General features: G+C 62.9%; 17 protein-coding genes and 1 pseudogene. 11 read left to right on the top strand and 7 right to left on the bottom strand.

Annotation, left to right across the window (positions count from 1 at the left end; genetic code table 11):
• Window positions 1-613: 613 nt before the first annotated feature.
• On the bottom strand, window positions 614-871 hold the full coding sequence (locus JQ611_RS14790) for a hypothetical protein (RefSeq protein WP_212266353.1): 258 nt from the start codon (window positions 869-871) through the stop codon (window positions 614-616).
• Window positions 872-1,074: 203 nt separating this feature from the next.
• Here JQ611_RS14790 and JQ611_RS14795 point away from each other — a divergent pair, with 203 nt between their 5' ends.
• Window positions 1,075-2,739, top strand: coding sequence for a thiamine pyrophosphate-binding protein (locus tag JQ611_RS14795; RefSeq protein WP_212465836.1), 1,665 nt, complete (start codon window positions 1,075-1,077; stop codon window positions 2,737-2,739).
• On the opposite strand, the gene JQ611_RS14800 is transcribed toward JQ611_RS14795, so the two are convergent.
• Window positions 2,736-3,947 (bottom strand): NAD(P)/FAD-dependent oxidoreductase, encoded by a 1,212-nt coding sequence (locus tag JQ611_RS14800; protein ID WP_212465837.1) that lies wholly within the window; start codon window positions 3,945-3,947, stop codon window positions 2,736-2,738. The genes JQ611_RS14795 and JQ611_RS14800 overlap by 4 nt on opposite strands.
• 404 nt (window positions 3,948-4,351) lie before the next feature.
• Here JQ611_RS14800 and JQ611_RS14805 point away from each other — a divergent pair, with 404 nt between their 5' ends.
• The 6 genes from JQ611_RS14805 to JQ611_RS14830 all read left to right on the top strand — a co-directional run bounded on the left by JQ611_RS14805 (window position 4,352) and on the right by JQ611_RS14830 (window position 11,598).
• Complete coding sequence (locus JQ611_RS14805) at window positions 4,352-5,662, top strand: adenylate/guanylate cyclase domain-containing protein (protein WP_212465838.1); 1,311 nt, start codon at window positions 4,352-4,354, stop codon at window positions 5,660-5,662.
• A gap of 368 nt (window positions 5,663-6,030) precedes the next feature.
• Window positions 6,031-6,237, top strand: a complete 207-nt coding sequence (locus tag JQ611_RS14810; RefSeq protein WP_212270330.1) for a hypothetical protein — start codon at window positions 6,031-6,033, stop codon at window positions 6,235-6,237.
• A gap of 1,901 nt (window positions 6,238-8,138) precedes the next feature.
• Window positions 8,139-8,768, top strand: coding sequence for an OmpA family protein (locus JQ611_RS14815; protein ID WP_249133188.1), 630 nt, complete (start codon window positions 8,139-8,141; stop codon window positions 8,766-8,768).
• A 149-nt stretch (window positions 8,769-8,917) separates the two neighbouring features.
• Window positions 8,918-9,841 (top strand): ABC transporter ATP-binding protein, encoded by a 924-nt coding sequence (locus JQ611_RS14820; protein ID WP_212465852.1) that lies wholly within the window; start codon window positions 8,918-8,920, stop codon window positions 9,839-9,841.
• The gene (locus tag JQ611_RS14825) at window positions 9,838-10,599 is read left to right on the top strand and encodes an ABC transporter permease (protein ID WP_212465839.1); all 762 of its coding nucleotides are present in this window, start codon (window positions 9,838-9,840) and stop codon (window positions 10,597-10,599) included. Before JQ611_RS14820 ends, JQ611_RS14825 begins: the two co-directional genes overlap by 4 nt.
• Window positions 10,600-10,812: 213 nt before the next feature.
• Complete coding sequence (locus JQ611_RS14830) at window positions 10,813-11,598, top strand: L,D-transpeptidase (RefSeq protein WP_249133189.1); 786 nt, start codon at window positions 10,813-10,815, stop codon at window positions 11,596-11,598.
• Here the strand turns inward: JQ611_RS14830 and JQ611_RS14835 are convergent.
• From JQ611_RS14835 to JQ611_RS14845, 3 genes are all read right to left on the bottom strand, one after another.
• Window positions 11,582-12,046: a DUF6691 family protein gene (locus JQ611_RS14835; RefSeq protein ID WP_212392394.1), complete on the bottom strand. Its 465-nt coding sequence runs from the start codon at window positions 12,044-12,046 to the stop codon at window positions 11,582-11,584. The genes JQ611_RS14830 and JQ611_RS14835 overlap by 17 nt on opposite strands.
• Window positions 12,047-12,049: 3 nt before the next feature.
• Window positions 12,050-12,475 carry a YeeE/YedE family protein gene (locus tag JQ611_RS14840; protein WP_212392395.1) on the bottom strand — a complete coding sequence of 142 codons (426 nt, stop codon included), beginning with the start codon at window positions 12,473-12,475 and terminating at the stop codon, window positions 12,050-12,052.
• A gap of 66 nt (window positions 12,476-12,541) precedes the next feature.
• Entirely contained in the window at window positions 12,542-14,827 is a 2,286-nt protein-coding gene (locus JQ611_RS14845; RefSeq protein ID WP_212465840.1) for a spermidine synthase, read from the bottom strand.
• Between the two features lie 176 nt (window positions 14,828-15,003).
• Between JQ611_RS14845 and JQ611_RS14850 the strand changes: the two genes are divergently transcribed.
• Window positions 15,004-16,605 carry an NAD(P)/FAD-dependent oxidoreductase gene (locus JQ611_RS14850; protein WP_212392397.1) on the top strand — a complete coding sequence of 534 codons (1,602 nt, stop codon included), beginning with the start codon at window positions 15,004-15,006 and terminating at the stop codon, window positions 16,603-16,605.
• 41 nt (window positions 16,606-16,646) lie between these two features.
• On the opposite strand, the gene JQ611_RS14855 is transcribed toward JQ611_RS14850, so the two are convergent.
• Window positions 16,647-16,811, bottom strand: a complete 165-nt coding sequence (locus JQ611_RS14855) for a hypothetical protein (protein ID WP_212392398.1) — start codon at window positions 16,809-16,811, stop codon at window positions 16,647-16,649.
• Between the two features lie 560 nt (window positions 16,812-17,371).
• On the opposite strand from JQ611_RS14855, the gene JQ611_RS14860 reads away from it, so the two are divergent.
• Window positions 17,372-18,262 carry a 50S ribosomal protein L11 methyltransferase gene (locus tag JQ611_RS14860; protein ID WP_212465841.1) on the top strand — a complete coding sequence of 297 codons (891 nt, stop codon included), beginning with the start codon at window positions 17,372-17,374 and terminating at the stop codon, window positions 18,260-18,262.
• 4 nt (window positions 18,263-18,266) lie between these two features.
• On the opposite strand, the gene JQ611_RS14865 is transcribed toward JQ611_RS14860, so the two are convergent.
• Entirely contained in the window at window positions 18,267-18,461 is a 195-nt protein-coding gene (locus JQ611_RS14865; protein ID WP_212465842.1) for a hypothetical protein, read from the bottom strand.
• Window positions 18,462-18,643: 182 nt separating this feature from the next.
• Here JQ611_RS14865 and JQ611_RS14870 point away from each other — a divergent pair, with 182 nt between their 5' ends.
• Together JQ611_RS14870 and JQ611_RS14875 are read left to right on the top strand one after the other, a co-directional pair.
• Window positions 18,644-20,479, top strand: coding sequence for an aminopeptidase P family protein (locus JQ611_RS14870; RefSeq protein WP_212465843.1), 1,836 nt, complete (start codon window positions 18,644-18,646; stop codon window positions 20,477-20,479).
• Between the two features lie 257 nt (window positions 20,480-20,736).
• Window positions 20,737-22,016: pseudogene (locus JQ611_RS14875) on the top strand (multidrug effflux MFS transporter).
• The last annotated feature ends 373 nt before the right edge of the window (window positions 22,017-22,389 follow it).

Genomic DNA, 22,389 nt, shown 5'->3' on the forward strand with positions numbered 1-22,389 from the left:
ACGGCCATAGAGTTATGGCGAGGTCGGGCGGAGAAATCCGGCAACCTTGGTAACCCGTACGCTGAATAGGTGCTGCAGCATCGTCCCCAGCCGATTCAAAATCCGTTGAGAAGCAGGAAAATACGAAGCTGCGCCTATTCTTGCAATCGAGTCTTGCAATCGAGGCACATGATGGAACACGTTTATCATATCGATGACGGTGTCTTCCGCCAGGTTGACGGACCGCAGGGCTGCGATGTCGTCGAGCAGAGTAAGCTCTGACCAGGGCGCGGTTTGGATAATTCAAACCCTGCCCTTGACGTCTTGAACAGAGCTGGCGGCGTCGGCCGGGAGGATTGAACAAGGCTTGCGAGGTCGACAGAGGCAACCATGAAAATCGCGCGTCCACCGCCGAGCTGTACCCATTTCCAAACCACGGAGCTGCCGTGCGCCACATGCGGCAAGCCGATGAAGCTGACCCTCATCGAACCAAGCAGCTCCCACATCGAACTGCGCACGTTCGAATGCGCGGGGTGCGACACAGGCGCCAGCTTTTTGATGGCTATTTAGGCGGCGTCACCTCGTGGCCACTTCAACCCGACGGGCAAATCACCAAAGCTCTGTCCCGCCCCGCTTAGTCGCGGATCATTGCGATCAGCTTGAAGTCCTTGTCGAGCTTGATGTCGTACTGCCCATCCCTGCATTTGGCGTCATCGACTTCAAAGTAGCTGCTGGCCTCGGTTTCCTTTTCCATCTTGCCACCCGTGCAGCCAAGGCCTTCCAGGACAGCCTTGATCTTCTCGGCCTCGGCCGGTGTCACGGGGGTATCAGCAAGCGCGAAAGTGCTGCTTGCAAGCGCAGCAGCGAACGCCGTCAAGAAGAGCTTCTTCATCGGTGCATTCTCTCCAATTGAGCAAACGAAACCAGCCTGCCCCAGGTTTGTTCCAACAATCGTAGGGCGTCAGGAGGAACCCACATGCGCGCCCGGGAGCTCGCTTCACGGCGCACGCTCGGCCGCTCGCCACAAACAACGGTATTGAGGACGCTGCCTGCGTGTTATCGTCCAAAAAAACGAGCCTGAAAGGGAGCAAGTTAATGCGCGGACGGCGTGTAGTGATGGATTCGCTGGTGTCGAACGGCGTGAGCCACATCTTCGGCAATCCCGGGACGACAGAAACGCCGTTGCTGGACAGTCTGATGAGCTATCCGCAGATCGAATATGTCATGACCCTCCATGAGGGCGTGGCGGTCGGCGCGGCGAGTTTCCATGCGCAGGCCACCGGCCGCGCGGCTGTGGCCAATCTCCACGTCGCGCCGGGGCTCGGCAATGCCATCGGCGCGATCTACGGCGCGCTCAAGGCCAATTCGCCGCTTGTCGTGACCGCCGGCCAGCAGGATACGCGCATGCGGCTGGCCAACCCGGTGCTGGGCCACGACCTCGTCGCCATGGCGGCGCCGGTCACCAAATGGAGCGTGCAGGTGGAGCGTGCGGATGAGCTCGCGCCCGTGCTGCGGCGCGCTTTCAAGGTCGCGACCGATGCGCCCAGGGGACCCGTCTTCGTCTCGCTTCCGATCGACGTGCTGGAGCAGGAAACCAATGTCGGGGCGATCGCGTCAGATAAATTGTGGCGTTCGCCACAACCGGACCCCGCCGGGATCGAGGAATTGGCCTCGCTTCTTCTGAAATCGCAGCGCCCCGCGATCGTCGCCGGCGATGACGTCGCCCGATCAGGGGCCTCTCAAGCGCTCGTCGCGCTGGCGGAGGCGATCGGCGCGCCGGTGTGGTTCGAAGGGTTGCGCGCCCATGCGCCGTTTCCGACCAGCCATCCGAGTTATCGCCAATCGCTCCCGGCCGACGCCGCGCAGGTTCGTAAAGCCTTGTCGGATGCCGATCTCGTCTTGCTGCTGGGCGGGCCGTTCTTCGAGGACATCTGGTATGCGGAAGGCAGCCATTTCCCCGACGGCGCCGTCGTTGTCCAGATCGAGGAATCGCCCGAGCGTCTGGCGTTCAATCACCGCCTCGACAGCGGCATCGTCGGCGACATGGCGGCCAGCATCGCCTCACTGGCTGACATCATAAGCAGCCAGCAAAGCGCCGCATTCAGGCTCGCCGCAGAGCGCCGCAATCAGGCGTTGGCCGAGTCGAGCGCCCGCGACCGGGAGGCGTACCGGGCGCGGCTGGAGAAAGCCTGGAACCGCGAGCCAAGCTCGATGGCGCGGGTGACGGCCGAGCTTCGGCGGGGGCTGCCTGACAATGTCGTCATCGTGGACGAAAGCATCACCGCCAGTCTCGACCTGGCGCGGTCGTTCGATTATCGCGGCTTCGGTGATTATTTCGGCGGGCGCGGCGGCGGCATCGGTCAGGGATTTTCCGGCGCGATCGGGGTGAAGGTCGCGATGCCGGATCGCCCGGTGGTCGCCGTCTCCGGCGACGGCTCGGCGATGTACAGCATTCAGGCGCTGTGGACCGCAGCCCACCACAAGCTTGCGATCGTGTTCGTCATTCTTTCAAACCGGGAGTATCGCATCCTCAAGCATAACGTGGACGTCTGGCGACAGAACTTCGAGGCGGGAACGCAGCATCCCTATCAGCAGATGGACCTGACGGGACCGGATCTCGATTTTGTGCATCTGGCGGCCGGCATGGGCGTCGAAGGCACACGGGTCGAAAAGGCCGGCGACATTGCCGCGGTCATGGAGCGAGCCATTGCGGGAAATCGTCCCTATCTTGTCGAGATCGCCATCGAAGGAAAGCGCTAGCGCACGGCCGGCGGCTTCTGCACCGTCGGTGCGGCGGCAGCCAGAATGTCCGCGCGCACACCGGTCCGCGGCGGATAGATCCGCTGCCGATTGATAATCTGCTTGGTCGCCTTGGCAGCCGCGCCGGAGGCGTGCAGCTGGCGATCCCATCCGACGGTGTGCAGCGCGCCCCAGGCTCCGAGGTCCAGCACGGTGACATACCAATCGATGTCAAGCGGAAGCATCGGCTGCCCAAGCAAATCGGCGACAACGTTGTTTCCGGCAAAGCGGCCCATCGGCCTCGCGAACTGGCAGGACATCACGGTGGCATGTTCGCCGTCCACGACGCAGGAAGCCACGTCGCCGGCGGCAAAGATGTTTGTCGCACCGGTGAGGCGCATGAACTGATCCACGTGGAGGCGGCCGAGCCGATCCCGCTCGACATCAATTGTTTGCGCCACCGGGCTTGCCCGCATCCCGCCGCACCACACCACCGTCCGCGTCGGGATGACTTCGCCGGAGCTCAGCGTGACGGTATTCGCATCGATCGCCGTGACTCTAACGTTGAGCCGCGTTTCCACACCCAGCGCCGCCAGCGCTTCACCGACGATCGGGCGCGCTTGTTCTCCGAGTGTCACGCCAACAACGGGGTTGGGATCAACAAGAATAATGCGTCGCTCGCCGGTGAGGCCTGCCTTTTCAAGCTTGCCCGGCATCTCGGTCGCGACTTCGATGCCGGTAAAACCCGCGCCGACGACGACCACCGTGGCGCAGCCTCCGGCATCCGCCTGCCCGCCCAATGCGGCAAGGTGCGCCTCGAGCCGGACGGCCGCCGCATAACTGTCCACGTCGAAGCCACAGGCCGCCAGCCCCGGTATCGCGGGGCGCGCGAGCTGGCTGCCGAGCGTCAGCACCAGCCGATCGTAGGCGATGACCTCGCTGCCGCCATTCGTGGTGACGCTCACGCGCTGCTTGACGGGATCGACCGCCCTCACCTCGGCAACCCTGTGATCGACGCCGACCGGGTCGAGCAGTTCGGCGAGCGGTATCGCCGCCTCGCCGATGTCGACCTCGTAATTGCGAACCCTGATGTTGTGGTAGGGGTTGCGGTCGACGACCAGTATCTCGACATCCGCCGCCGCCGCGCCGATCTCGTCGCGCTTGCGTGCAGCACCCAGGGCGGCCCAGAGCCCCGCAAAACCAGCACCAAGGACAACAATGCGCGGCATCTGGTTTTCCCGAACGTTCGGCTTGAGCTAATCGTGTGAGAGAAGCGGAATCAAGTGTGTTGGGCCAAATCCCGTCAGTTTGGCGACTCCGCTTGCTACTCATTCCCGTTTGATGTTGGCCGCCAAAACCACCTTCCTCCATTTCTTGACCTAGTCCGAGATTAGTTTGGCGAATCGGCGGGGGATCCGCCAAGAGCCGTGCCGCCCAGACTGGCAAGCTTCACCTGCAAATCCAAATTGGCTTGAGTGATACCTGATTGAGGCAGCAGCCGATTACCGCATGCTGAGGCTGGGCTACGCGGTTTTGACTTCCGCGTACCGCGGCAAACTGGTAAGATTTAGGTCGAACCTGCTCACGGAATGCGACGAAGCCGATCACGCCACTTTATGTGAAGTGATGCGCAATGGTTCCGAAAACCCAATACGCAAAGAGCGGTGATGTTCGCATCGCCTATCAGGTCGTCGGCGAAGGGCCGTTCGACCTCGTGTTCGTTCCTGGTTTCATTTCGAACCTCGACGTCGCCTGGGAGGAGCCATATCGGGCGCGGGTTTGGACCCGCTTGGCGGCCTTCGCCCGCCTGATCATGTTCGACAAGCGCGGCACCGGGCTTTCCGACAGAACAGTTGGTGTGCCAACCCTCGAAGAGCGCATGGACGATGTTCGAGCGGTCATGGATGCCGCGGGCTCGCAACAGGCTGCCCTGTTCGGCATCTCCGAAGGTGGCGCGATGTCAGTCTTGTTCGCGGCAACCTACCCAGAGCGTACCCGAGCGTTGGTCCTGTACGGCACCTATGGCCACTTCCTCTCGTGGGTTATACCCCCGGACATGATAGATGCCGCCCTGGCTCGCTTGGAGAAAAATTGGGGCACCGGCGAGAGCCTCCGTTTATTCGCTCCCAGTGTGGCATCAGACGAGACGTTCAAGCTGTCATGGGCGCGTTTTGAACGCCTGGGTGCAAGCCCCTCCGCAGTTGTCGCGCTTATGCGAATGAACAGTGAAATCGATGTTCGTCCAATCCTTCCGTCGATCCGGGTGCCGACGTTCATTATTCATCGACAAGGGGACGTTCGCGTCAACGTTGAAGCGGGGCGGTTCATGGCCCGGCAAATCCCAAACGCGAAATATCTCGAGCTGCCCGGCAGCGATCACATGTTGTGGACCGGCGCAACAGAACGGATATTGGATGAGGTTGAAGAGTTTCTGACAGGCTCGCGATCCGCAATCGAATCTGATCGCGTGCTCGCGACGGTTCTGTTCACTGACATTGTGAACTCAACCAAGCGTGCCGAGACGATCGGAGATCGTGCATGGCATGATGTGCTGGATCGGCACAACGCGCTCGTGCGGCGGGAGATTTCGCGACATCGAGGGCATGAGGTGAGAACAATGGGAGACGGCTTCCTGGCAACCTTTGACGGGCCGGCTCGGTCAATCCGGTGCGCTCTGGCGATCAATGAAGGCGTTGAAGCTCTTGGACTGCAGGTAAGGGCCGGCCTTCACACCGGCGAGGTCGAAATGGCCGATGACGATCTGAGCGGAATTGCGGTCCACATTGCATCGCGTGTCGCGACGATGGCAAAGCCCGGGCAAGTTCTGGTGTCGAATACAGTCCGTGATCTTGTCGCAGGATCAAACATCAGGTTTCATGACGAAGGTAGTCATTCCCTAAAAGGCCTCACAGAAACGGTCAGATTGTTCGCGGCCGAACGTTAGTAGTGCAAAGCGGTTGCGGCTATATCGAAGACTTTACCCGGGCGCGCCATTCATTCCGTGCCAACCGCACCGCAACCATTCTCAACGGAATAGCCGCTCAACAACCGCATGCGCGAGGAAGTTCCGGGAACCTTAGCCATTACGGCCTGTTGGTTTCGAGCAATCAGACCAGATTCCCGCTTCGACATTTCGGCTGGGCAGCGTGGACTACGGCCATGGAGTTATGGCGAGGTCGGGCGGAGAAATCCGGCAACCTTGGTAACCCGCACGCTGAATAGATGCTGCAGCATCGTCCCCAGCCGATTCAAAATCCGTTGAGCAGCAGGAAAATCCGAAGCTGCGGCCTACTCTCGCAATCGAGGCACATGATGCAACACGCTTATCATATCGACGACGATGTCTTCCGCCAGGTTGACGGACCGCAGGGCCGCGATGTCGTCGAGCAGAGCAATGTCTATACGATCCTCGCACTGCTGCCCGTGGAGGCCGACGGGCGCCTTCGATATCGCGTCAAGAGCAAGGAAGAGAATTTTGAGCGGATCGTGACCGAAGAAGCGCTAAGTCGCTTGAGCTAGCGGCCTGCCGTCCCGTGCAATACAGAGCCCACATTCTTTGAGTATTGGCAGCGGCATCGACATCGCTTTCGCATCGACCGCAGCTTCAGAAAACGATAGCGCGACACTCCAAGTCTGATCAGGCATTGAAAATGCTGGCGGCACTTTCGACCGGTCTATGCCTTTCGGCTTACGGCGTTGCGAAAAGACGATCGGGTCTCGCCAATTCGACCGGGGCAACGCTCTCGCTCGCCGTGCTTGGGTTCAGAATTCGCGACCTGAACTCATAATCGCAAGGCCCACCAACTATCCCGTTCAACGCAGCCCGAGAAAGCTGGCGACGACGAGAATGACGACGATGACGCCGATGATATAGAAAATGTTCATGGTGTACTCCTATTGAAGCACGCGCGATTTCAGCATGAAAGCGCGGCGCTCCAACAAGGAACGTTCCTGTCTGCAAGTAGGTTCCAACGGCCAGGGAAGCTATTCGGCGACGAGGTGGTCAATTTTATACAGGCAGACGACGTCAATGAGCAGCGCGCATCAAAAGCGACCGAGATGACAGGGCTGCAGCGAAGACGCCGACCCGTCCTTGTTCAATGCTTGGTTTCGAGCCGATCAACCTGACCGGTACACGTCCGCGCCATCTGCAGCAGATACGGCTTGAGCGCCGGGCCAACTCTCACGCGATGCCCGACTTGGGTCCGGAATGCGCAGCAAAGCGGACGTCCGTAGACCATCCTGAATTCTTGGATTCACGCCCTAACTCACCTACGCGCTCCGCGAACTGAGTCGCCTCGTACGCAATAGCGATCTCGATACGGCGGCTGCGACAAAGTAACCCGACGGGCAAATCAGTTCTGGTTTTCGGAAATCATGTCAAGCCCTAAATTTCCGAAAATCAAAAATATTCGCCTTTCCTTCGATCCAAATCACCGGCACATTCCCACCCATCCCGTCCCACTCAGAGGGGCGTTGGCCATCGTCACAACGAGGGGCGGGTCGCGGTGGACGCATGGTTCACGTCTGACGACGGCGTGGATTAAGCGTACGGCAAAACCGTGTGGTCCTAGCGCCCGTTGCAGGCGTCAAGCTGTCGGAGAGGCGTGAGCGGAAACGGCAGTGACGGAGTCAACCAAGAACTCGTCTCCGGGGAGAGCACGGCATAAGCCGTAAAGCCATTGCGCAGGGAATGTCGGATGTTCTCCGCTGCCCTGTATGCTCATGTGCAGCATTTTTTGTGCTAACCGCACATGAGACCGCGGGTGCAGCGCGCATCCGGCATTCCCTGCGCCCTCTGATTCCTCGGAGGGTCGAACGGACGCAAACGCGCCGCGAGAACGCGGATTCACATCCTCCGCTGTTCGACATGTAAGTCCGAATCGCCAAGGGCGCCCGGTCAATCGGGCTCGACCTGCCGGGCCCCGTATTCCAGCCGGGACCACGGCGAGCCGGCTTGCCGAGCGAAGGGAGACACTATGAACAACGGACAATATGACAGAACGGCATTCTGTTCGCCCAAGCCCTTGACCAACGGCGGATTCATCGGTTGAGATGCAACCATGTTCCGGGGCAAATCCATCCTGCTGATCCTTGCGCTCACGGCGCCGTCGCTGGCGTCGGCGCAGACCATCAGCTTTGGCGAGGGGGCCGCCATTCTTGGCAAGAGCTGCGCCCCCGACATCACCGCCAATTGCCGCGGCGTCAACATCGACTCCACCCGCCTGAAGGAGTGTCTCTATCGCAACCAGGACGTGATGTCGGCGGCGTGCAAGACCGATTATCCCCGGGCGTTCGATGCGATCCAGAAACGCATCGCGGCGCGCGCCACCGTCGGGCGGGAGTGCGAGTTCGAAGTGGTCAAGAAGTGCGGCGGCAAGGGACGCGAGGTGTTCAAGTCCCTGGCTTGCCTGCTGGCGTTGCCGACCGTGAGCGCGCGATGCACCAAGTCCATCGCCGATGTCGGCTACCGGGCGCAGGACGACGTCGCAACCAAGCTCAGCGGGCTGGAAACACCGCTGGAGCTGGATATCCCCGCGCTGCGCCAGCAAGTCCTCGAGCGCTCGAAGCAACGGGGCAAGAACGAGCCGCCGCCGAACAAGCGGCCGCCGATCGCGCCCGAACTGAGCAAGCTGCCGAGCTTCAATGTCGACATCCAGTTCGACACCGACACCCCGATCGTGCGGCCGGAATCCTATCAGACCATCGGACGGCTGGCCGATACGCTGGTCAACTCCGCACTGCTGAACTACACGTTCCTGATCGTCGGCCATGTCGAATCGACCGGCAGGCGCGACCACAACGTCTTCCTCAGCCAGCGCCGCGCCGACGCGATCCGCGACATCCTGGTCAACACCTTCAAGATATCGGCGAAGCGGCTGCAGTCGGTCGGACTGGGCGAGGAGCAACTGCTCGATCCCGCCCGTCCCAATGGACCCGTCAATGCGCAGACGCAGATCATGACGCTGGCGAAGGTGCCCGAGCAGGCCGAGCCGGCCGCGGCGGCAAAAGGCGCGGCTGCGAAAAAACCGGCCAAGAAAAAGCAGTAGCAAGAGATTATAATTCCATTCGCCGATTGCGAAGCGGCCCGCGCATTCCTATCTGAAAGTTCCCGCTGCCCCCGCCCGCGCTAACGCGGCCGCAGCGCTGCGCCATCTCAGTTGCCACAATTTCAGATCAGACTGCGACCATGCTCTCCATGTCCCCGATCATTTCCGTCGCCAACCTGTCCAAGACCTATGGTTCGGGTTTCAAGGCGCTGAACGGCATCAATCTGGATATCCGCCGCGGCGAGATTTTCGCGCTGCTGGGACCGAACGGCGCCGGCAAGACCACGCTGATCAGCATCATCTGCGGCATCGCGAACTTGAGCGAAGGCCGCGTCACCGTCGACGGCCACGACATCAACAAGGATTACCGCGCCGCACGCTCGCTGATCGGGCTGGTGCCGCAGGAACTGCACACCGACGCCTTCGAATCGGTGTGGGCGACCGTGAGCTTCAGCCGCGGCCTGTTCGGCAAGCCGAAGAACCCCGCCCATATCGAGAAGGTGCTCAAAGACCTGTCGCTGTGGGACAAGAAGGATTCCAAGATCGTCACGCTGTCCGGCGGCATGAAGCGCCGCGTCATGATCGCAAAGGCGCTGTCGCACGAGCCGCAGATCCTGTTCCTCGACGAGCCGACCGCGGGCGTCGACGTCGAACTGCGCAAGGGCATGTGGGAAGTGGTGCGCACCCTGCAGGCCTCCGGCGTCACCATCATCCTGACCACGCATTATATCGAAGAGGCCGAGGAGATGGCCGACCGCATCGGCGTCATCAACAAGGGCGAGATCATCCTGGTCGAGGACAAGGCCGGGCTGATGCAAAAACTCGGCAAGAAGCATCTCAAGCTGTATCTGCAGAGCAAGGTCGAGGCGATCCCTGAGGCGCTTGTCGCCTACAATCTCGAACTGTCCGAGGACGGCCGCGCGGTGACCTATAATTACGACACCAAGGGCGACCGCACCGGCATCACCAGCCTGCTCAGCGACCTCCGTAACGCCGGCATCCGCATCTCCGACCTCGACACCACGCAATCGTCGCTCGAAGACATCTTCGTCAGCCTGGTGAGGGCACCATGAACTGGCGAGCCGTTCAAGCCATCTATCTGTTCGAAATGGCGCGCACCTGGCGCACGCTGCTGCAGAGCATCGTCTCACCGGTCGTTTCCACCTCGCTGTATTTCGTGGTGTTCGGCGCCGCGATCGGCTCGCGCATCACCGAGGTCGACGGCGTCAGCTACGGCACCTTCATCGTGCCGGGACTGGTGATGCTGTCGGTCTTGACACAGAGCATCGCCAACGCTTCGTTCGGCATCTACTTTCCGAAATTCGTCGGCACGATCTATGAACTGCTGTCGGCGCCGGTGTCGTATTTCGAGATCGTGCTGGGTTACGTCGGCGCCGCCGCCACCAAATCGATCATCCTCGGCCTGATCATCCTCGCCACCGCCGCCCTGTTCGTGCCGCTGCACATCATGCATCCCTGGTGGATGCTGACCTTCCTGGTGCTGACGGCGGTGACCTTCAGCCTGTTCGGCTTCATCATCGGCATCTGGGCCGACGGTTTCGAGAAGCTGCAGATGATCCCGATGCTGGTGGTGACGCCGCTGACCTTCCTCGGCGGCAGCTTCTATTCGGTGAACATGCTGCCGTCGGGCTGGCGCACCATCACGCTGCTCAATCCGGTGGTCTATCTGATCTCCGGCTTCCGCTGGAGTTTCTACGAAATCGCCGACGTCAGCGTCGCCCTGAGCCTCGGCATGACGCTCGGCTTCCTCGCGGTGTGCATGGTGATGGTGTGGTGGATCTTCAGGACGGGGTATCGGCTCAAGAATTGACGGACTCCCCCGCCCGCTCGCGAAAAAGTCAGCACTATCAGCGTGATTCAGCCCCCTCTCCGCCTTGTTTGCGCCGTGGGGCGCATTAACGATGGGTCCGCAGGCCGCTGGAACGGCGACCGGATTCCGGGCATATTGGATGCCGGGGGACGGAGAGCCGCTTCGCTTGCATTCATGGCGCTGCGGTAAAACGGCCTGGAGGCCAAAGTGAAATTGCGTTCCTTCCTCGTTGCCGTCACCGGCCTGATGTTGTTCATGACCAGCGCCGCGCAGGCCAAAGTCGCCATCACCGTCGACAAGGATAGCCAGCAGATGACCGTCGCCGTCGACGGCGTCGAGCGCTATCGCTGGCCGGTGTCGAGCGGCCTTCCCTCCTATGAAACGCCGAACGGCAGCTTCCGCGCCTTCCGCATGGAAGCGGATCACTATTCCAAGGAATTTGACGAAGCGCCGATGCCGCATTCGATCTTCTTCACGAAGGTCGGCCACGCCATTCACGGCACCGATTCCGTCAACCGGCTCGGCTCTCCGGCTTCGCATGGCTGCGTGCGGCTGTCGCGCGACAACGCCGCGAAGCTCTATGCGCTGGTGCAGGAGCAAGGCGTGCTCAACACCACGGTGACGCTGACCGGCTCATCCCAGGTCGCCTTGGCGCGCAATCCGCGGCCGCGCACCAACGCCGTCGCACGCCGTGCTCCGGCGCAGCAATATGAGCAGCAATCCAACGCCGCTGGTGATCCCGTCGTGATCACGCCGCAGCCCGGCATGGCGCCGCAGGGTCGCGCCGAGGACGGCTACATCTATCCGGCCGACGGCAGTTCCAGCGAGGCGCGTTATCCGGCGCCGCGCGATCGCCGCCTCTACGGCGCCCAGGCCTATCCGCAGCCGCAGCCGCAATATTATGACAACCGCGGCTACGCGCCGGCGCCGCAGGGCTATTACCAGCCGCAGCCGCAGCCATATTACCAGCGGCGCGGGCTGTTCACCTATCAGGATTGATCGAGACTTGCGGTTGCAACGGTGGCCGCGACGCCTGCCATGTGTCGTGAAGCAGCATCCCGCTGGCCATCGCCACGACGAACACAATCACGCCCGGCGACAGCGTCGCCAGGCTCTCCAGCGCCGGTCCCGGGCACAATCCGACGAGACCCCATCCTACTCCGAACATTCCTGCGCCCAGCACCAGCGGCGCATCGATGTCGGATTTGCGCGGCCAGAAATACTGCCCGGCCAGCACCGGCCGCGCGCGCTGCCTTGCCAGCATGAAGCCGGGAGTGGCGACAGCCAATGCCGCCGCCATCACCACGGCGAGGCTCGGATCCCACGCGCCAAAGATATCGAGGAATGCGAGCACTTTGGTCGGCTGCACCATTCCCGAGACGAGCAGGCCGGTTCCGAAGATCAGGCCACACAACAACGGCGCGATGATCCGCGATATGATTTCCATGGCTCAGCCTCCCAACATGTGGCGGGTGACGGCCACGGTGATAACCGCCGTCACCATAAAGACGATGGTCGCCGCGATCGAGCGCACCGACAGCCGTCCAATCCCGCAAATGCCGTGACCGGAGGTGCAGCCGCCGCCGAGCCGCGTGCCGAAACCGACCAATAGCCCCGCCGCCACGATGACGGCCCAGTTCGCCGGCAGCTTGGGTGTCGCCATGCCGTAGCCGATCCATCCGGCGATAACGGGAACCAGCATCAGCCCAGCGATGAAGGCGATGCGCCAGGCCTTGTCTTCGCTCCTGATATTCAGGAGCCCCGCAAAGATGCCACTGATGCCGGCGATCCGGCCGGTCAGCAGCATCAGCAGCACGGCGGAAAGGCCGATCAGCGCTCCGCCGATCGCGGCCGACACGGGAGTGAAATTGGCCATGGCGAAATTCCGTTCGTTTGGAAAGCGCGCCGAACCATAAACCTGCAACGAATTATCGCAATGGGCCTATTGGTCGCCGTCGCGCATCCGGCGCCAAACGGCCCCCAGCACGTTGGAGTAATCGTCGGTCCAGACCCGCTGGTGGTCTTCGGCCTCGGTCTCGGCCCATTTGTCCGATGACGCGAGCGCGCCAACATCCGCCTCGTGCCGCGCCGACACCACCACCGAGGTCGAGAAGATGTACTCACTTTCGCGGCCGGAATCCTCGCTGTAGACCCAACTCTTCATGTCGTTGGCGTCGGCAATGCCGACGACGACGCTGGACAGCTCCAGATGCCGGTTGGAAACGTGCATCGCGACCACACCCTGCGGCGCGAGCTTTTCCTTGTAGATCTCCATCGCCTCTTCGGTCGCCAGATGAATCGGAATTGCATCCGACGAATAGGCGTCGACGATGATCAGGTCGTAGACACCGTTCGGTTCGCGCGCGAAGGTCAGCCGCGCATCGCCGATCACCGGCTTCAGGTCCGGCTCGCACTTGCTGATATAGGTGAAATATTTCGGATCGCGCGCGGTATCGACCATCGTCTGGTCGATCTCGAAGAACTTCCAGTCCTCGCCCGGCAACGAGGCGCAGGTCAGCGTGCCCGAGCCAAGCCCGATCACCGCAACCCGCAGCGCGGCCCCTTTCCGCTCCCGCACCGCCGTGATCGCCTGCCCGATGCCGCCATCCTTGTGGTAGTAGGTGATCGGCTCGGGCCGGCCGATCACTGGCGTGCCGTCATCGTTCTTGAATTTTTCGGCGCCGTGGATCGTGGTGCCGTGCATCAGCACATGATACTGGCCGTTCGACGTCACCACGATCTTGTGGACGCCGAAGAAGCTGCGCACGGTCTCCACCCGCCCGTCGTCAGAGGGGTAAGCCCGCAGCAGCACCAGCGCCACCACCACGGTTGCAAAGATCTTCCAGCGGCTGGCGTTCAGCCCAAGTGCCAGCAATGCCGAGAGCACGCCGACCGCGCCGATCATCCAGACGCGGTGATCGTCGAGCCAGTGCATGACCTTGCCTGGTGACCAGGACGGTGCGATCAGCACCACCGCCAGCACGGCGAGGAACGGCCAGTACCAATCGCTCCAGCGCGGCAACCGTTCGTTACCCGTCGGCCGGCACAGTGCCGCCAGCGCCAGCAGGATCGGGTATTCGGCGATCCAGGAAAAGGTGAAGGGGGCGATCAGGCCCGCGAAGAGGCCGCCGACCATACCGCCGAACGACAGCGCGACATAGAAGCCGGTGAGATACTTGGCGGCCGGCCGCGTCCGCGCCAGTTCGCCATGGCAGGCCATCGCGATGACGAAGAAACACAATTGGTGCCCGCCGAGCGTCAGCAGCAAATTCTGCTCGCCGCCGAAGGCCAGCAGCACGACGACGCCGGCGATCGCCAGCGGCTGCGCCAGCAACATCCATTTGTGCGGCAGCAGCGGCCGCGACTGGAACACCAGCACCCAGGTCAACAGATACAGCGACAGCGGCAGCACCCATAACAGAGGAGCCGCGGCGACGTCGGTGGAGATATGCGCTGTCACCGCGATCAGCAGACCCGACGGCACGGCTGCGAGGAAAATCCAGCGCGCGCGCGTCATCCATGACGGCGCCGGCGCATCCGCATCGTCGGCAGGCATGTTCAGGTCAGCCGCATTGGCCGGCGAACGCAGCAGCAATATTGCGCAGCTCGCGATCAGCACGATCAGCAGGCCATAGCCGCCGGTCCAGATCAGGTTTTGCGCGCGGAGCGTAAACATCGGCTCCAGCAGCACCGGATAGGACAACAGCGCCAGGAAACTGCCGATGTTCGAGGACGCATAGAGAAAGTAGGGATCGGGCCCGCTGGGATGGCCGGTGCGGACGAACCAGGCCTGCAGCAGCGGGTTGTTGGCGGCGAGCGCAAAGAACGGCAGCCCGATCGATACCGCAAACAGACCCAGTAGCCAGATCGCATAGCCGGAATTCGGCGGCTCGCCCCAGCCGTTCGAGATCGACAGCGGCAGGGTCAGCATGGCAACGACGAGCAGCACCAGATGCACGGCCACAGGGACGGCGCGGTTGCGGAGCTGCATCAGAAAATGCGCATAGGCATAGCCGCCCAGCAGCAGCGACTGAAAGAACACCATCGCCACCGACCACACCGCCGGCGAGCCGCCGAGCCGCGGCAGCACCATCTTGGTGAACAGCGGCTGCACCGAGAACAGCAGCAGCGCGCTGACGAAGATCGCCGCGGTGTAGACCACCAGAACCATCCGGTTCCGGGAATCGGACGACAGGTCCGTGGCGGCGGACGGTTCAGAAAGGCTCATGAGAGCTCCGGCATGGACCCGGCGGGCGCCGGAGGGCGGAATTCCGGCATGGAAGCGCCAGAGACGTTTAATGGAGCATATGGCAACAAGGCTAGCAAGGAACCGCAAAATGGTGGATTGAGGGGACGCCGGGGCGGCGCAACGGCACGGCTTAGTCAAACTTTCTTGAAGCGCACATGAACGAAACGGACGTCGTCATCATCGGTGCGGGGCATAACGGCCTCACCTGCGCGGCCTATCTCGCGATGGCCGGCCTGCGCGTGAAGCTGGTCGAGCGCCGCAAGGTGGTCGGCGGCGCCGCCGTAACCGAGGAATTCCACCCGGGATTCCGCAATTCGGTGGCCGCCTACACCGTCAGCCTGCTCAACCCGCAGATCATCGCCGATTTGAAGCTGGCCGAGCACGGCCTGCGCATCGTTGAACGCCGCGCGCAGAATTTCCTGCCCGCGCCCGATGGCAGCTATCTCCTCACCGGCGAGGGCCGCACCCGGGATTCAGTCACCAGATTGAGCCCACGCGACGCCGATCGCATCGATGCGTTCGCACACGAGCTGGAGGGCATTGCGGATGTATTGCGGCAACTGGTGCTACGCGCCCCGCCGAACATCGTCGAAGGCTTCAGCCTCGGCGCCATCCGCGAGACTTTCAACGCGCTCGGCACCGCCAGTATCCTGAAAAAGCTGTCGCTGGAACAGCAGCGCAGCCTGCTCGATCTGTTCACACGCTCGGCCGGCGAGATGTTGGACGAGCGCTTCGGGAGCGACCTGGTAAAAGCGCTGTTCGGCTTCGACGCCATCGTCGGCAATTACGCCAGCCCCTACGCGGCAGGCTCGGCTTACGTGATGCTGCACCATGCGTTCGGCGAGGTGAACGGCAAAAAGGGCGTGTGGGGCCACGCCATCGGCGGCATGGGCGCGATCACGCAGGCGATGGCGCGCGCGGCGCGCGGCCATGGCGCCGACATCGAACTCGATGCCGGCGTGCGCGAGGTGATTGTCGAAGGCGGCCGCGCGGTTGGTGTCATCCTCGACAATGGAAAGACCGTGCGCGCGAAATACGTCGTCTCCGGCGTCAATCCGAAATTGCTCTACACGCGGCTGGTGCCACGAGAAGCGCTGGCGCCGGAATTCCTCGCTCGCATCACCCACTGGCGCAACGGCTCCGGCACCTTCCGGATGAATGTGGCGCTGACCGCCCTGCCCTCGTTCACGGCGCTGCCGGGCGAAGGCGATCATCTCACGGCCGGGATCATCCTCGCCCCCAGTCTCGATTACATGGACCGCGCCTGGCAGGACGCCCGCGAGCGGGGCTGGAGCCGCGAGCCGGTGGTCGAGTTGTTGATCCCCTCGACGCTCGATGATTCGCTCTGCCCACCCGGCCAGCATGTCGCGAGCCTGTTCTGCCAACACGTCGCGCCGCAATTGCCGGACGGAAAATCGTGGGACGACCATCGCGAGGAAGTGGCCGACCTGATGATCGCGACGGTGGACAAATATGCGCCGGGCTTTGCGGGAAGCGTCGTCGGCCGACAGGTGCTGTCGCCGCTCGATCTGGAGCGCCAGTTCGGTCTGCTCGGTGGCGACATCTTTCACGGCGCGCTGACGCTGAACCAGTTGTTCTCGGCGCGGCCGATGCTGGGCCATGCCGATTACCGCGGGCCGCTGAAGGGCCTTTACCATTGCGGCTCGGGCGCCCATCCCGGCGGCGGCGTCACCGGCGCCCCCGGCCACAACGCCGCCAAGGCGATCCTGGGCGATCACCGCGCGCTGTTTGGTTGAGGGGCGCAACACCGTTGCCGGTGCCGCGCCCTGCTCGGTGGCTAGATGGCGTCGTAGGCTTCGGTCGGAAGCACCCGCGCGGTCTGCATCATCGCCAGCGGCGAGATCGTCTCCATCGCGGACTGCTGGCGCTCTTCAGCCGACGGATAGCTGACGAAAGCGCACAACGCACACATGACTGCAATAACTGCCGTAATCCTGGCCATTTCAAATTTCCCCCTTGTTATATTTATTTACGGCACCGATCCTGGCATGCGCCCGTTTAACGCCGGGTTCCCGCATCCCCGGTCGCGGCGCCGATCAGCAAACGCTGTGAATCGGCGGTGAATTGGCTAACAAGCCTTGAAAATTGCGATCGCTTCCGCCGTGGACAAGGTGTGGAAAAACTGTTGGACCACCGCTGGAGAAACTGATGCATCGGCGGTGCAAACCGGCAGTGCTGGCCTGTGGAGGTCTCCTGTATGTTCCGGTGCATGACCTTGTGGAAAAGCGTTGCGTTCAGGGTCGATAACCTGTGCAAGCGCGACCGCACGCCAGCCGCGACCGCTCAATCAATCAGGGAATGAGACGATGGGTGTCCTCGACGAAATTAGGAGAGTGGTTCTTATGCTGGAAATGGGGCTGGCAAGATCAGCCATGATTGGGGTACTTCAGAGAGGCCACGGAACCGGTTCCGCCGGCCGCCGCCAGTGGTAGGTTCTCCCGATCTTACGAACTGAAACTTGCTCAAGTTTGAGCCTTCCCGCTGTTTTCTCGTGGTTCCCCAATGACCTCCACCCCTGCTACCTCCCGTGCGGCCTTCGCGGTCGGCACTGAGACCGCCGCCAAGCTAGTTGTCGATATACTTACCGAAGTCTTTCTTGAGGGGCAGGCCGCCATCGCCGCGTTTGAAGGTCCGGGCGGCCGCTGGGATGTCTCCATGCATTTTGCCGTCGCGCCGGATCAGGCGCTGGTTCGCGAACTCGTCACCAACGCCGCCGGCGCAGACATCGCCAAGAATATCGCCTTCGACACGGTCGAGGCCAAGGACTGGGTCAAGGCCACGCTCGAGGACCTCGTCCCGGTCCCGGCCGGGCGTTTCGTCGTGCACGGCCACCACGACCGCGCGCGAGTGCCATCCAACAAGATCGGCATCGAGATCGAGGCGGCGCTGGCGTTCGGCACCGGCCACCACGGCACCACGCGCGGCTGCCTGCTGCTGCTCGATCATGTCCTCAAAGCGCACCGCCCTCGGCGCGTGCTCGACCTCGGCACCGGCACCGGCGTGCTGGCGATCGCGGCGGCCAAGGCGCTGCAGGAGAACGTGCTGGCCAGCGACATCGATCCGCTCTCGGTGCGGGTTGCGCAGGAGAACGCCCGGCTGAACGTGTCAGGGCATCTGGTGCAGGCGATCCCTGCCACCGGCTTCTCGGCGCCGCAATTCGCGCAGGCCGGCCCGTTCGATCTGGTGCTGGCGAATATCCTCGCCAATCCGTTGCGGCAATTGGCAACGCCGATGGCGCGGCATCTGGCACCATCGGCGCTGGTTATCCTGTCGGGACTGCTGACGCCGCAAGCGGCTTCGGTGATCGCCGCTTATCGTGCGCGGGGCCTGGTCCCGGTGCGGCATCTGCGCATAGAAGGCTGGAGCAGCCTGTTGCTGCGCAACGCGGGCTAGAAACTCATTCAGGAGGCTCAGGGGGCTTGTAGCGGGCGATGACGCCCTTCTCTTCTTCCTGCTTTGTGCGTTTGACCCGCGCCTCGACGAACCGGTCCAGTATCTGGACGATGACGCCACGCTGCTTCTTGTTGGCGATCGGAGGGGCTGGGCCGCGGCGGACGGGCGGCAAGATCTTCTCAAACATAAAGGCAGGCATCGTGTATCCCCTCTTCGTTGAGATGAAACACTCCTGGAATTTCCCCTGGTAGCATCACGTGAACGGCTTGCCCGGCAAACCGTTCCGTCCGATCTAACGCGGACATGGATATTGAAGCACAGATTATGCCAAATTATGGCTATGTTGTGCGGACCTGCACCCAACCCCTGAGTGACCCGGCCATGTTCGAAGCCCATTTCCAGACATTCGAAGACCTCGAAAGCGGCGTGGCGCTGGCCGCACGGCTGGCCGCCTTCCGCGAGGAACTGGCGCGGCGCAAGCTGACGGGATTCGTGATTCCCCGCGCCGATCAGCAGCAAAATGAATATGTGCCGCCGTCGGAAGAACGGCTGGCCTGGCTCACCGGCTTCACCGGCTCGGCCGGCATGGCCGCCGTCCTGACCAAGGAAGCCGCTGTTTTCGTCGATGGCCGCTATACGCTGCAGGCCGCCAAGCAGGTCGACCGCAAGGCCTGGCATATCGAGCCGCTGGCCGATCCGCCGCCGGAGCACTGGCTGGCCAAACATCTTGCCGCCGGCGATCGCCTCGGTTTTGACCCATGGCTGCACACGTCGGCGGCAGCCGAGCGGCTGGCGGCGGCCTGCGCCAAGGCCGGCGCGGAGCTGGTCGCGGTGGACAGCAACCCGCTCCACGCGGTGTGGACCGAACGCCCCGCGCCGCCGCTCGGCCCGGTCGCCATTCATGGCGCGCAGTTTTCCGGCGAGATCGAAGCCGAGAAGCTCAAGCGCATCCGGCTGGAGATCGCAAAACTCGGCGTCGAGGCGCTGGTGCTGTCGGATTCGCACGCCGTGGCCTGGACCTTCAACATCCGCGGCGCCGACGTCTCGCACACGCCGCTGCCGTTGTCCTACGCGCTGGTGCCGAAGGACGGCCGTCCCACCATCTTCATCGACCACCGCAAGCTCTCGAACCTGACGCGCGACCATCTCGAACAATCCGCCGACGTCCGCGAGCCCGACGGGCTGACGCCGATGCTGACCGAACTCGCAAAAGGTGGCGCCGCGATCGCGCTCGACGGCGCCACCGCGGCCGATGCGTTGAGCCGCATGATCGCGGCGGCCGGCGGCAAGCCGGTGCGCGGCAACGATCCTGTCAGTCTCTTGAAGGCGGTGAAGAACATCACCGAGATCGAAGGCACCCGCACCGCGCATCAGCGCGACGCGGTGGCGCTGACGCGGTTTCTGGCCTGGATCGACCGCGAGGCTCCGTCGGGCGCGCTGACCGAGATCGACACCGTCGAGGCGCTGGAGACCTTCCGCCGCCAGACCTGCGCCCTGAAGGACGTTTCGTTTCCGACCATCGCCGGCACGGGGCCGAACGGCGCCATCGTGCACTACCGCGTCACCCGCAAGAGCAACCGGCGGATTTCGTCCGGCGACCTGCTGCTGATCGATTCCGGCGCGCAATATGAAGACGGCACCACCGACGTCACCCGCACCATCGCGATCGGCGAGCCGACGGACGAAATGCGCGACCGCTTCACCCGCGTGCTGCGCGGCCATATCGCGATCGCGCGCGCGGTCTTCCCCGACGGCACCACCGGCGCCCAGCTCGACAGCTTCGCGCGGCAATATCTTTGGGCGGCCGGTCTCGATTTCGAGCACGGCACCGGCCACGGCGTCGGCAGCTATCTGTCGGTGCATGAGGGCCCGGCGCGGATTTCCAAGCTCGGCACCACGCCGCTGAAACGCGGCATGATCCTGTCCAACGAACCCGGCTACTACAAGACGGACGCTTACGGCATCCGGATCGAGAATCTCGAACTGGTGGTCGGCACCGACGTTGCCGGCGCCGAAAAACCGATCAACGCGTTCGAGACGCTGACGCTGGCCCCGATCGACCGCCGCCTGATCGACGTCCATATGCTGAGCCCGACCGAACTGAAATGGCTGAACGACTACCACGAGCGCGTCAACCGCGAGGTGCGACCGCATCTCGATGACAACGCGACCAAGCTGTGGCTGGACGACGCGACGGCAGCGCTGCTGCCGCTTTAATAGTCGCTCCCAAGCCCTCCGACTGTCGTCCTCCGCGAAAGCGGGGGACCCAGTACGCCGCGCCCTCTCGATTTGAAACTCCGGCCTCTGGAATACTGGATCATCCGCTTTCGCGGATGATGACAGCTGAGTTTGTTGCACGAGACGAACATCATCATACCGCCTCCCGATCCCGGCATAGCCGCATGCCGAAACGGCCGTATTCGCCCACAGCCATCCCGCTACAGTCCAATTCACACACAACGGATCGGACCTGAATGCATGGCGTGATGGGCAAGCCGCCCGGTACTGCTGGCGACGCCGGCGGCGTCGCGACGTCGAAGATCATGCTGCTGATGCTCGTCGCGATGACGGGCGTCGCGCCGATCTCGCTGTACTTGCTGGTGCCGGCGCTGCCCGTGCTGGCGACGACGTTCGGACGCGACATTTCGATCGCGCAGATGACCGTGTCGCTGTTCATGGTCGGCATCGCCTGCTCGCAGATCATCATGGGGCCGCTGTCGGACCGTTTCGGGCGCCGCCCGGTGCTGCTGTGCGGGCTCGGTTTGATGGTCGCGGCGAGCGTAGGCTGCATCTTCGCCGAAACGCTGCCGCAACTGATCGCCGCGCGCTTTTTGCAGGCGCTTGGCGGCGCCACCGGCATGGTGGTCAGCCGCGCCATCATCCGCGATCTCTACAGCCGCGACCGCATCAGCTCCATGATCAGCCTCGTCATCGCAGTCATGATGATCGCGCAGATGCTGAGCCCGCTGACCGGCGGCCTCCTGGAAACCGCGTTCGGCTGGCGCGCGATCTTCTATCTGATCACGGCAGCATCGCTGACGATCACGGTGGGCATCGCGATCATGCTGCCGGAAACCCGCCGCGAGCGCGCCGCCGGCAGTAGCTTTCGCCGCGACATCGGCGGCCTCATCACATCGCGGGCGTTCATCGGCTACGCGCTGTGCCAGGTGCTGGCCTCGCAGATCATTTTTGCCTTCGCCGGCGGCGGGCCCTATGTCGTGGTCACCCAAATGGGCCGCACCAGCGCCGAATATGGCGCGTGGTTTGCGACAACCGGCTTCGCCTATCTGGTCGGCAACCTCTTCTGCGTGCGCTTTGCGCCGCGCTATCAGCTGGAGAAGCTGATCTGGTTCGGGCTGGCGCTGCAGCTCGGCGGCAGCCTGCTTAATCTGGTGTGGAGTCTTGCAGGCGCCAACCAGGCGCCTTCCCTCCTGTTCGGCACCCAGATGATCGTGATGGTCGCCAATGCCTTCGTGATGTCGAACTCGGCCGCCGGCGCGCTCAGCGTCCGCCCCGAAGCCGCCGGCACCGCATCCGGCGCGATGGGATTTTTGCAGATGGGGATCGGCTCGCTGGTGTCGCAGTTCGGCGCCTATCTCGGCGGCCATTCCGCCACGACGCTGCCGCTCACCGCCGCGATCTTCGCGATCTCGATCGCCTGCGCCTCGACCATGATCTTCATCGTGCCGCGCAGGAAGGTGCCGTAAGCCAGGCGGACGAGGAAGAACGGGGATGCTGTGAGACGATTCAATGAACGGCGCCCGCGTGATCTCTCGATGAAGATGCGGTAACAGAGACCGTTCGCAAAACTTCTTCCTGTGGCTATGGGTCCCGGGTCAAGCCCGGGACGACAGCGTATTTGTTTTTGCACTGTACTGAACACACCTTCGCATTCTCGCGACGCGATGCGCCCGAGGTTTGCCAGAAACTTCCCGCCCTCTCATAGAGAGGGCGCAGGGAAGACCGGGTGCGCGCTGCACCCGCGGTCTCGTGTGCGGTTAGCACAAAACAAAATGCACACGAGCATACAGGGCAGCGGAGAACACCCGACCTTCCCTGCGCAATGGCTTTACGGCTTATGCCGTGATCTCCCCGGAGACGAGTTCTTGGTTGACTCCGTCGCTGCC

Origin of the sequence: Bradyrhizobium sp. AUGA SZCCT0182 (genome assembly GCF_018130185.1) — a bacterium.
Lineage (GTDB): Bacteria > Pseudomonadota > Alphaproteobacteria > Rhizobiales > Xanthobacteraceae > Bradyrhizobium.

Bases quoted from the DNA above. Each gene is read 5' to 3' on its own strand.
- JQ611_RS14790 (WP_212266353.1), bottom strand. From the start codon at position 871: ATGAAGAAGCTCTTCTTGACGGCGTTCGCTGCTGCGCTTGCAAGCAGC.
- JQ611_RS14795 (WP_212465836.1), top strand. From the start codon at position 1,075: ATGCGCGGACGGCGTGTAGTGATGGATTCGCTGGTGTCGAACGGCGTG.
- JQ611_RS14800 (WP_212465837.1), bottom strand. From the start codon at position 3,947: ATGCCGCGCATTGTTGTCCTTGGTGCTGGTTTTGCGGGGCTCTGGGCC.
- JQ611_RS14805 (WP_212465838.1), top strand. From the start codon at position 4,352: ATGGTTCCGAAAACCCAATACGCAAAGAGCGGTGATGTTCGCATCGCC.
- JQ611_RS14810 (WP_212270330.1), top strand. From the start codon at position 6,031: ATGCAACACGCTTATCATATCGACGACGATGTCTTCCGCCAGGTTGAC.
- JQ611_RS14820 (WP_212465852.1), top strand. From the start codon at position 8,918: ATGTCCCCGATCATTTCCGTCGCCAACCTGTCCAAGACCTATGGTTCG.
- JQ611_RS14825 (WP_212465839.1), top strand. From the start codon at position 9,838: ATGAACTGGCGAGCCGTTCAAGCCATCTATCTGTTCGAAATGGCGCGC.
- JQ611_RS14835 (WP_212392394.1), bottom strand. From the start codon at position 12,046: ATGGAAATCATATCGCGGATCATCGCGCCGTTGTTGTGTGGCCTGATC.
- JQ611_RS14840 (WP_212392395.1), bottom strand. From the start codon at position 12,475: ATGGCCAATTTCACTCCCGTGTCGGCCGCGATCGGCGGAGCGCTGATC.
- JQ611_RS14845 (WP_212465840.1), bottom strand. From the start codon at position 14,827: ATGAGCCTTTCTGAACCGTCCGCCGCCACGGACCTGTCGTCCGATTCC.
- JQ611_RS14850 (WP_212392397.1), top strand. From the start codon at position 15,004: ATGAACGAAACGGACGTCGTCATCATCGGTGCGGGGCATAACGGCCTC.
- JQ611_RS14855 (WP_212392398.1), bottom strand. From the start codon at position 16,811: ATGGCCAGGATTACGGCAGTTATTGCAGTCATGTGTGCGTTGTGCGCT.
- JQ611_RS14860 (WP_212465841.1), top strand. From the start codon at position 17,372: ATGACCTCCACCCCTGCTACCTCCCGTGCGGCCTTCGCGGTCGGCACT.
- JQ611_RS14865 (WP_212465842.1), bottom strand. From the start codon at position 18,461: ATGCCTGCCTTTATGTTTGAGAAGATCTTGCCGCCCGTCCGCCGCGGC.
- JQ611_RS14870 (WP_212465843.1), top strand. From the start codon at position 18,644: ATGTTCGAAGCCCATTTCCAGACATTCGAAGACCTCGAAAGCGGCGTG.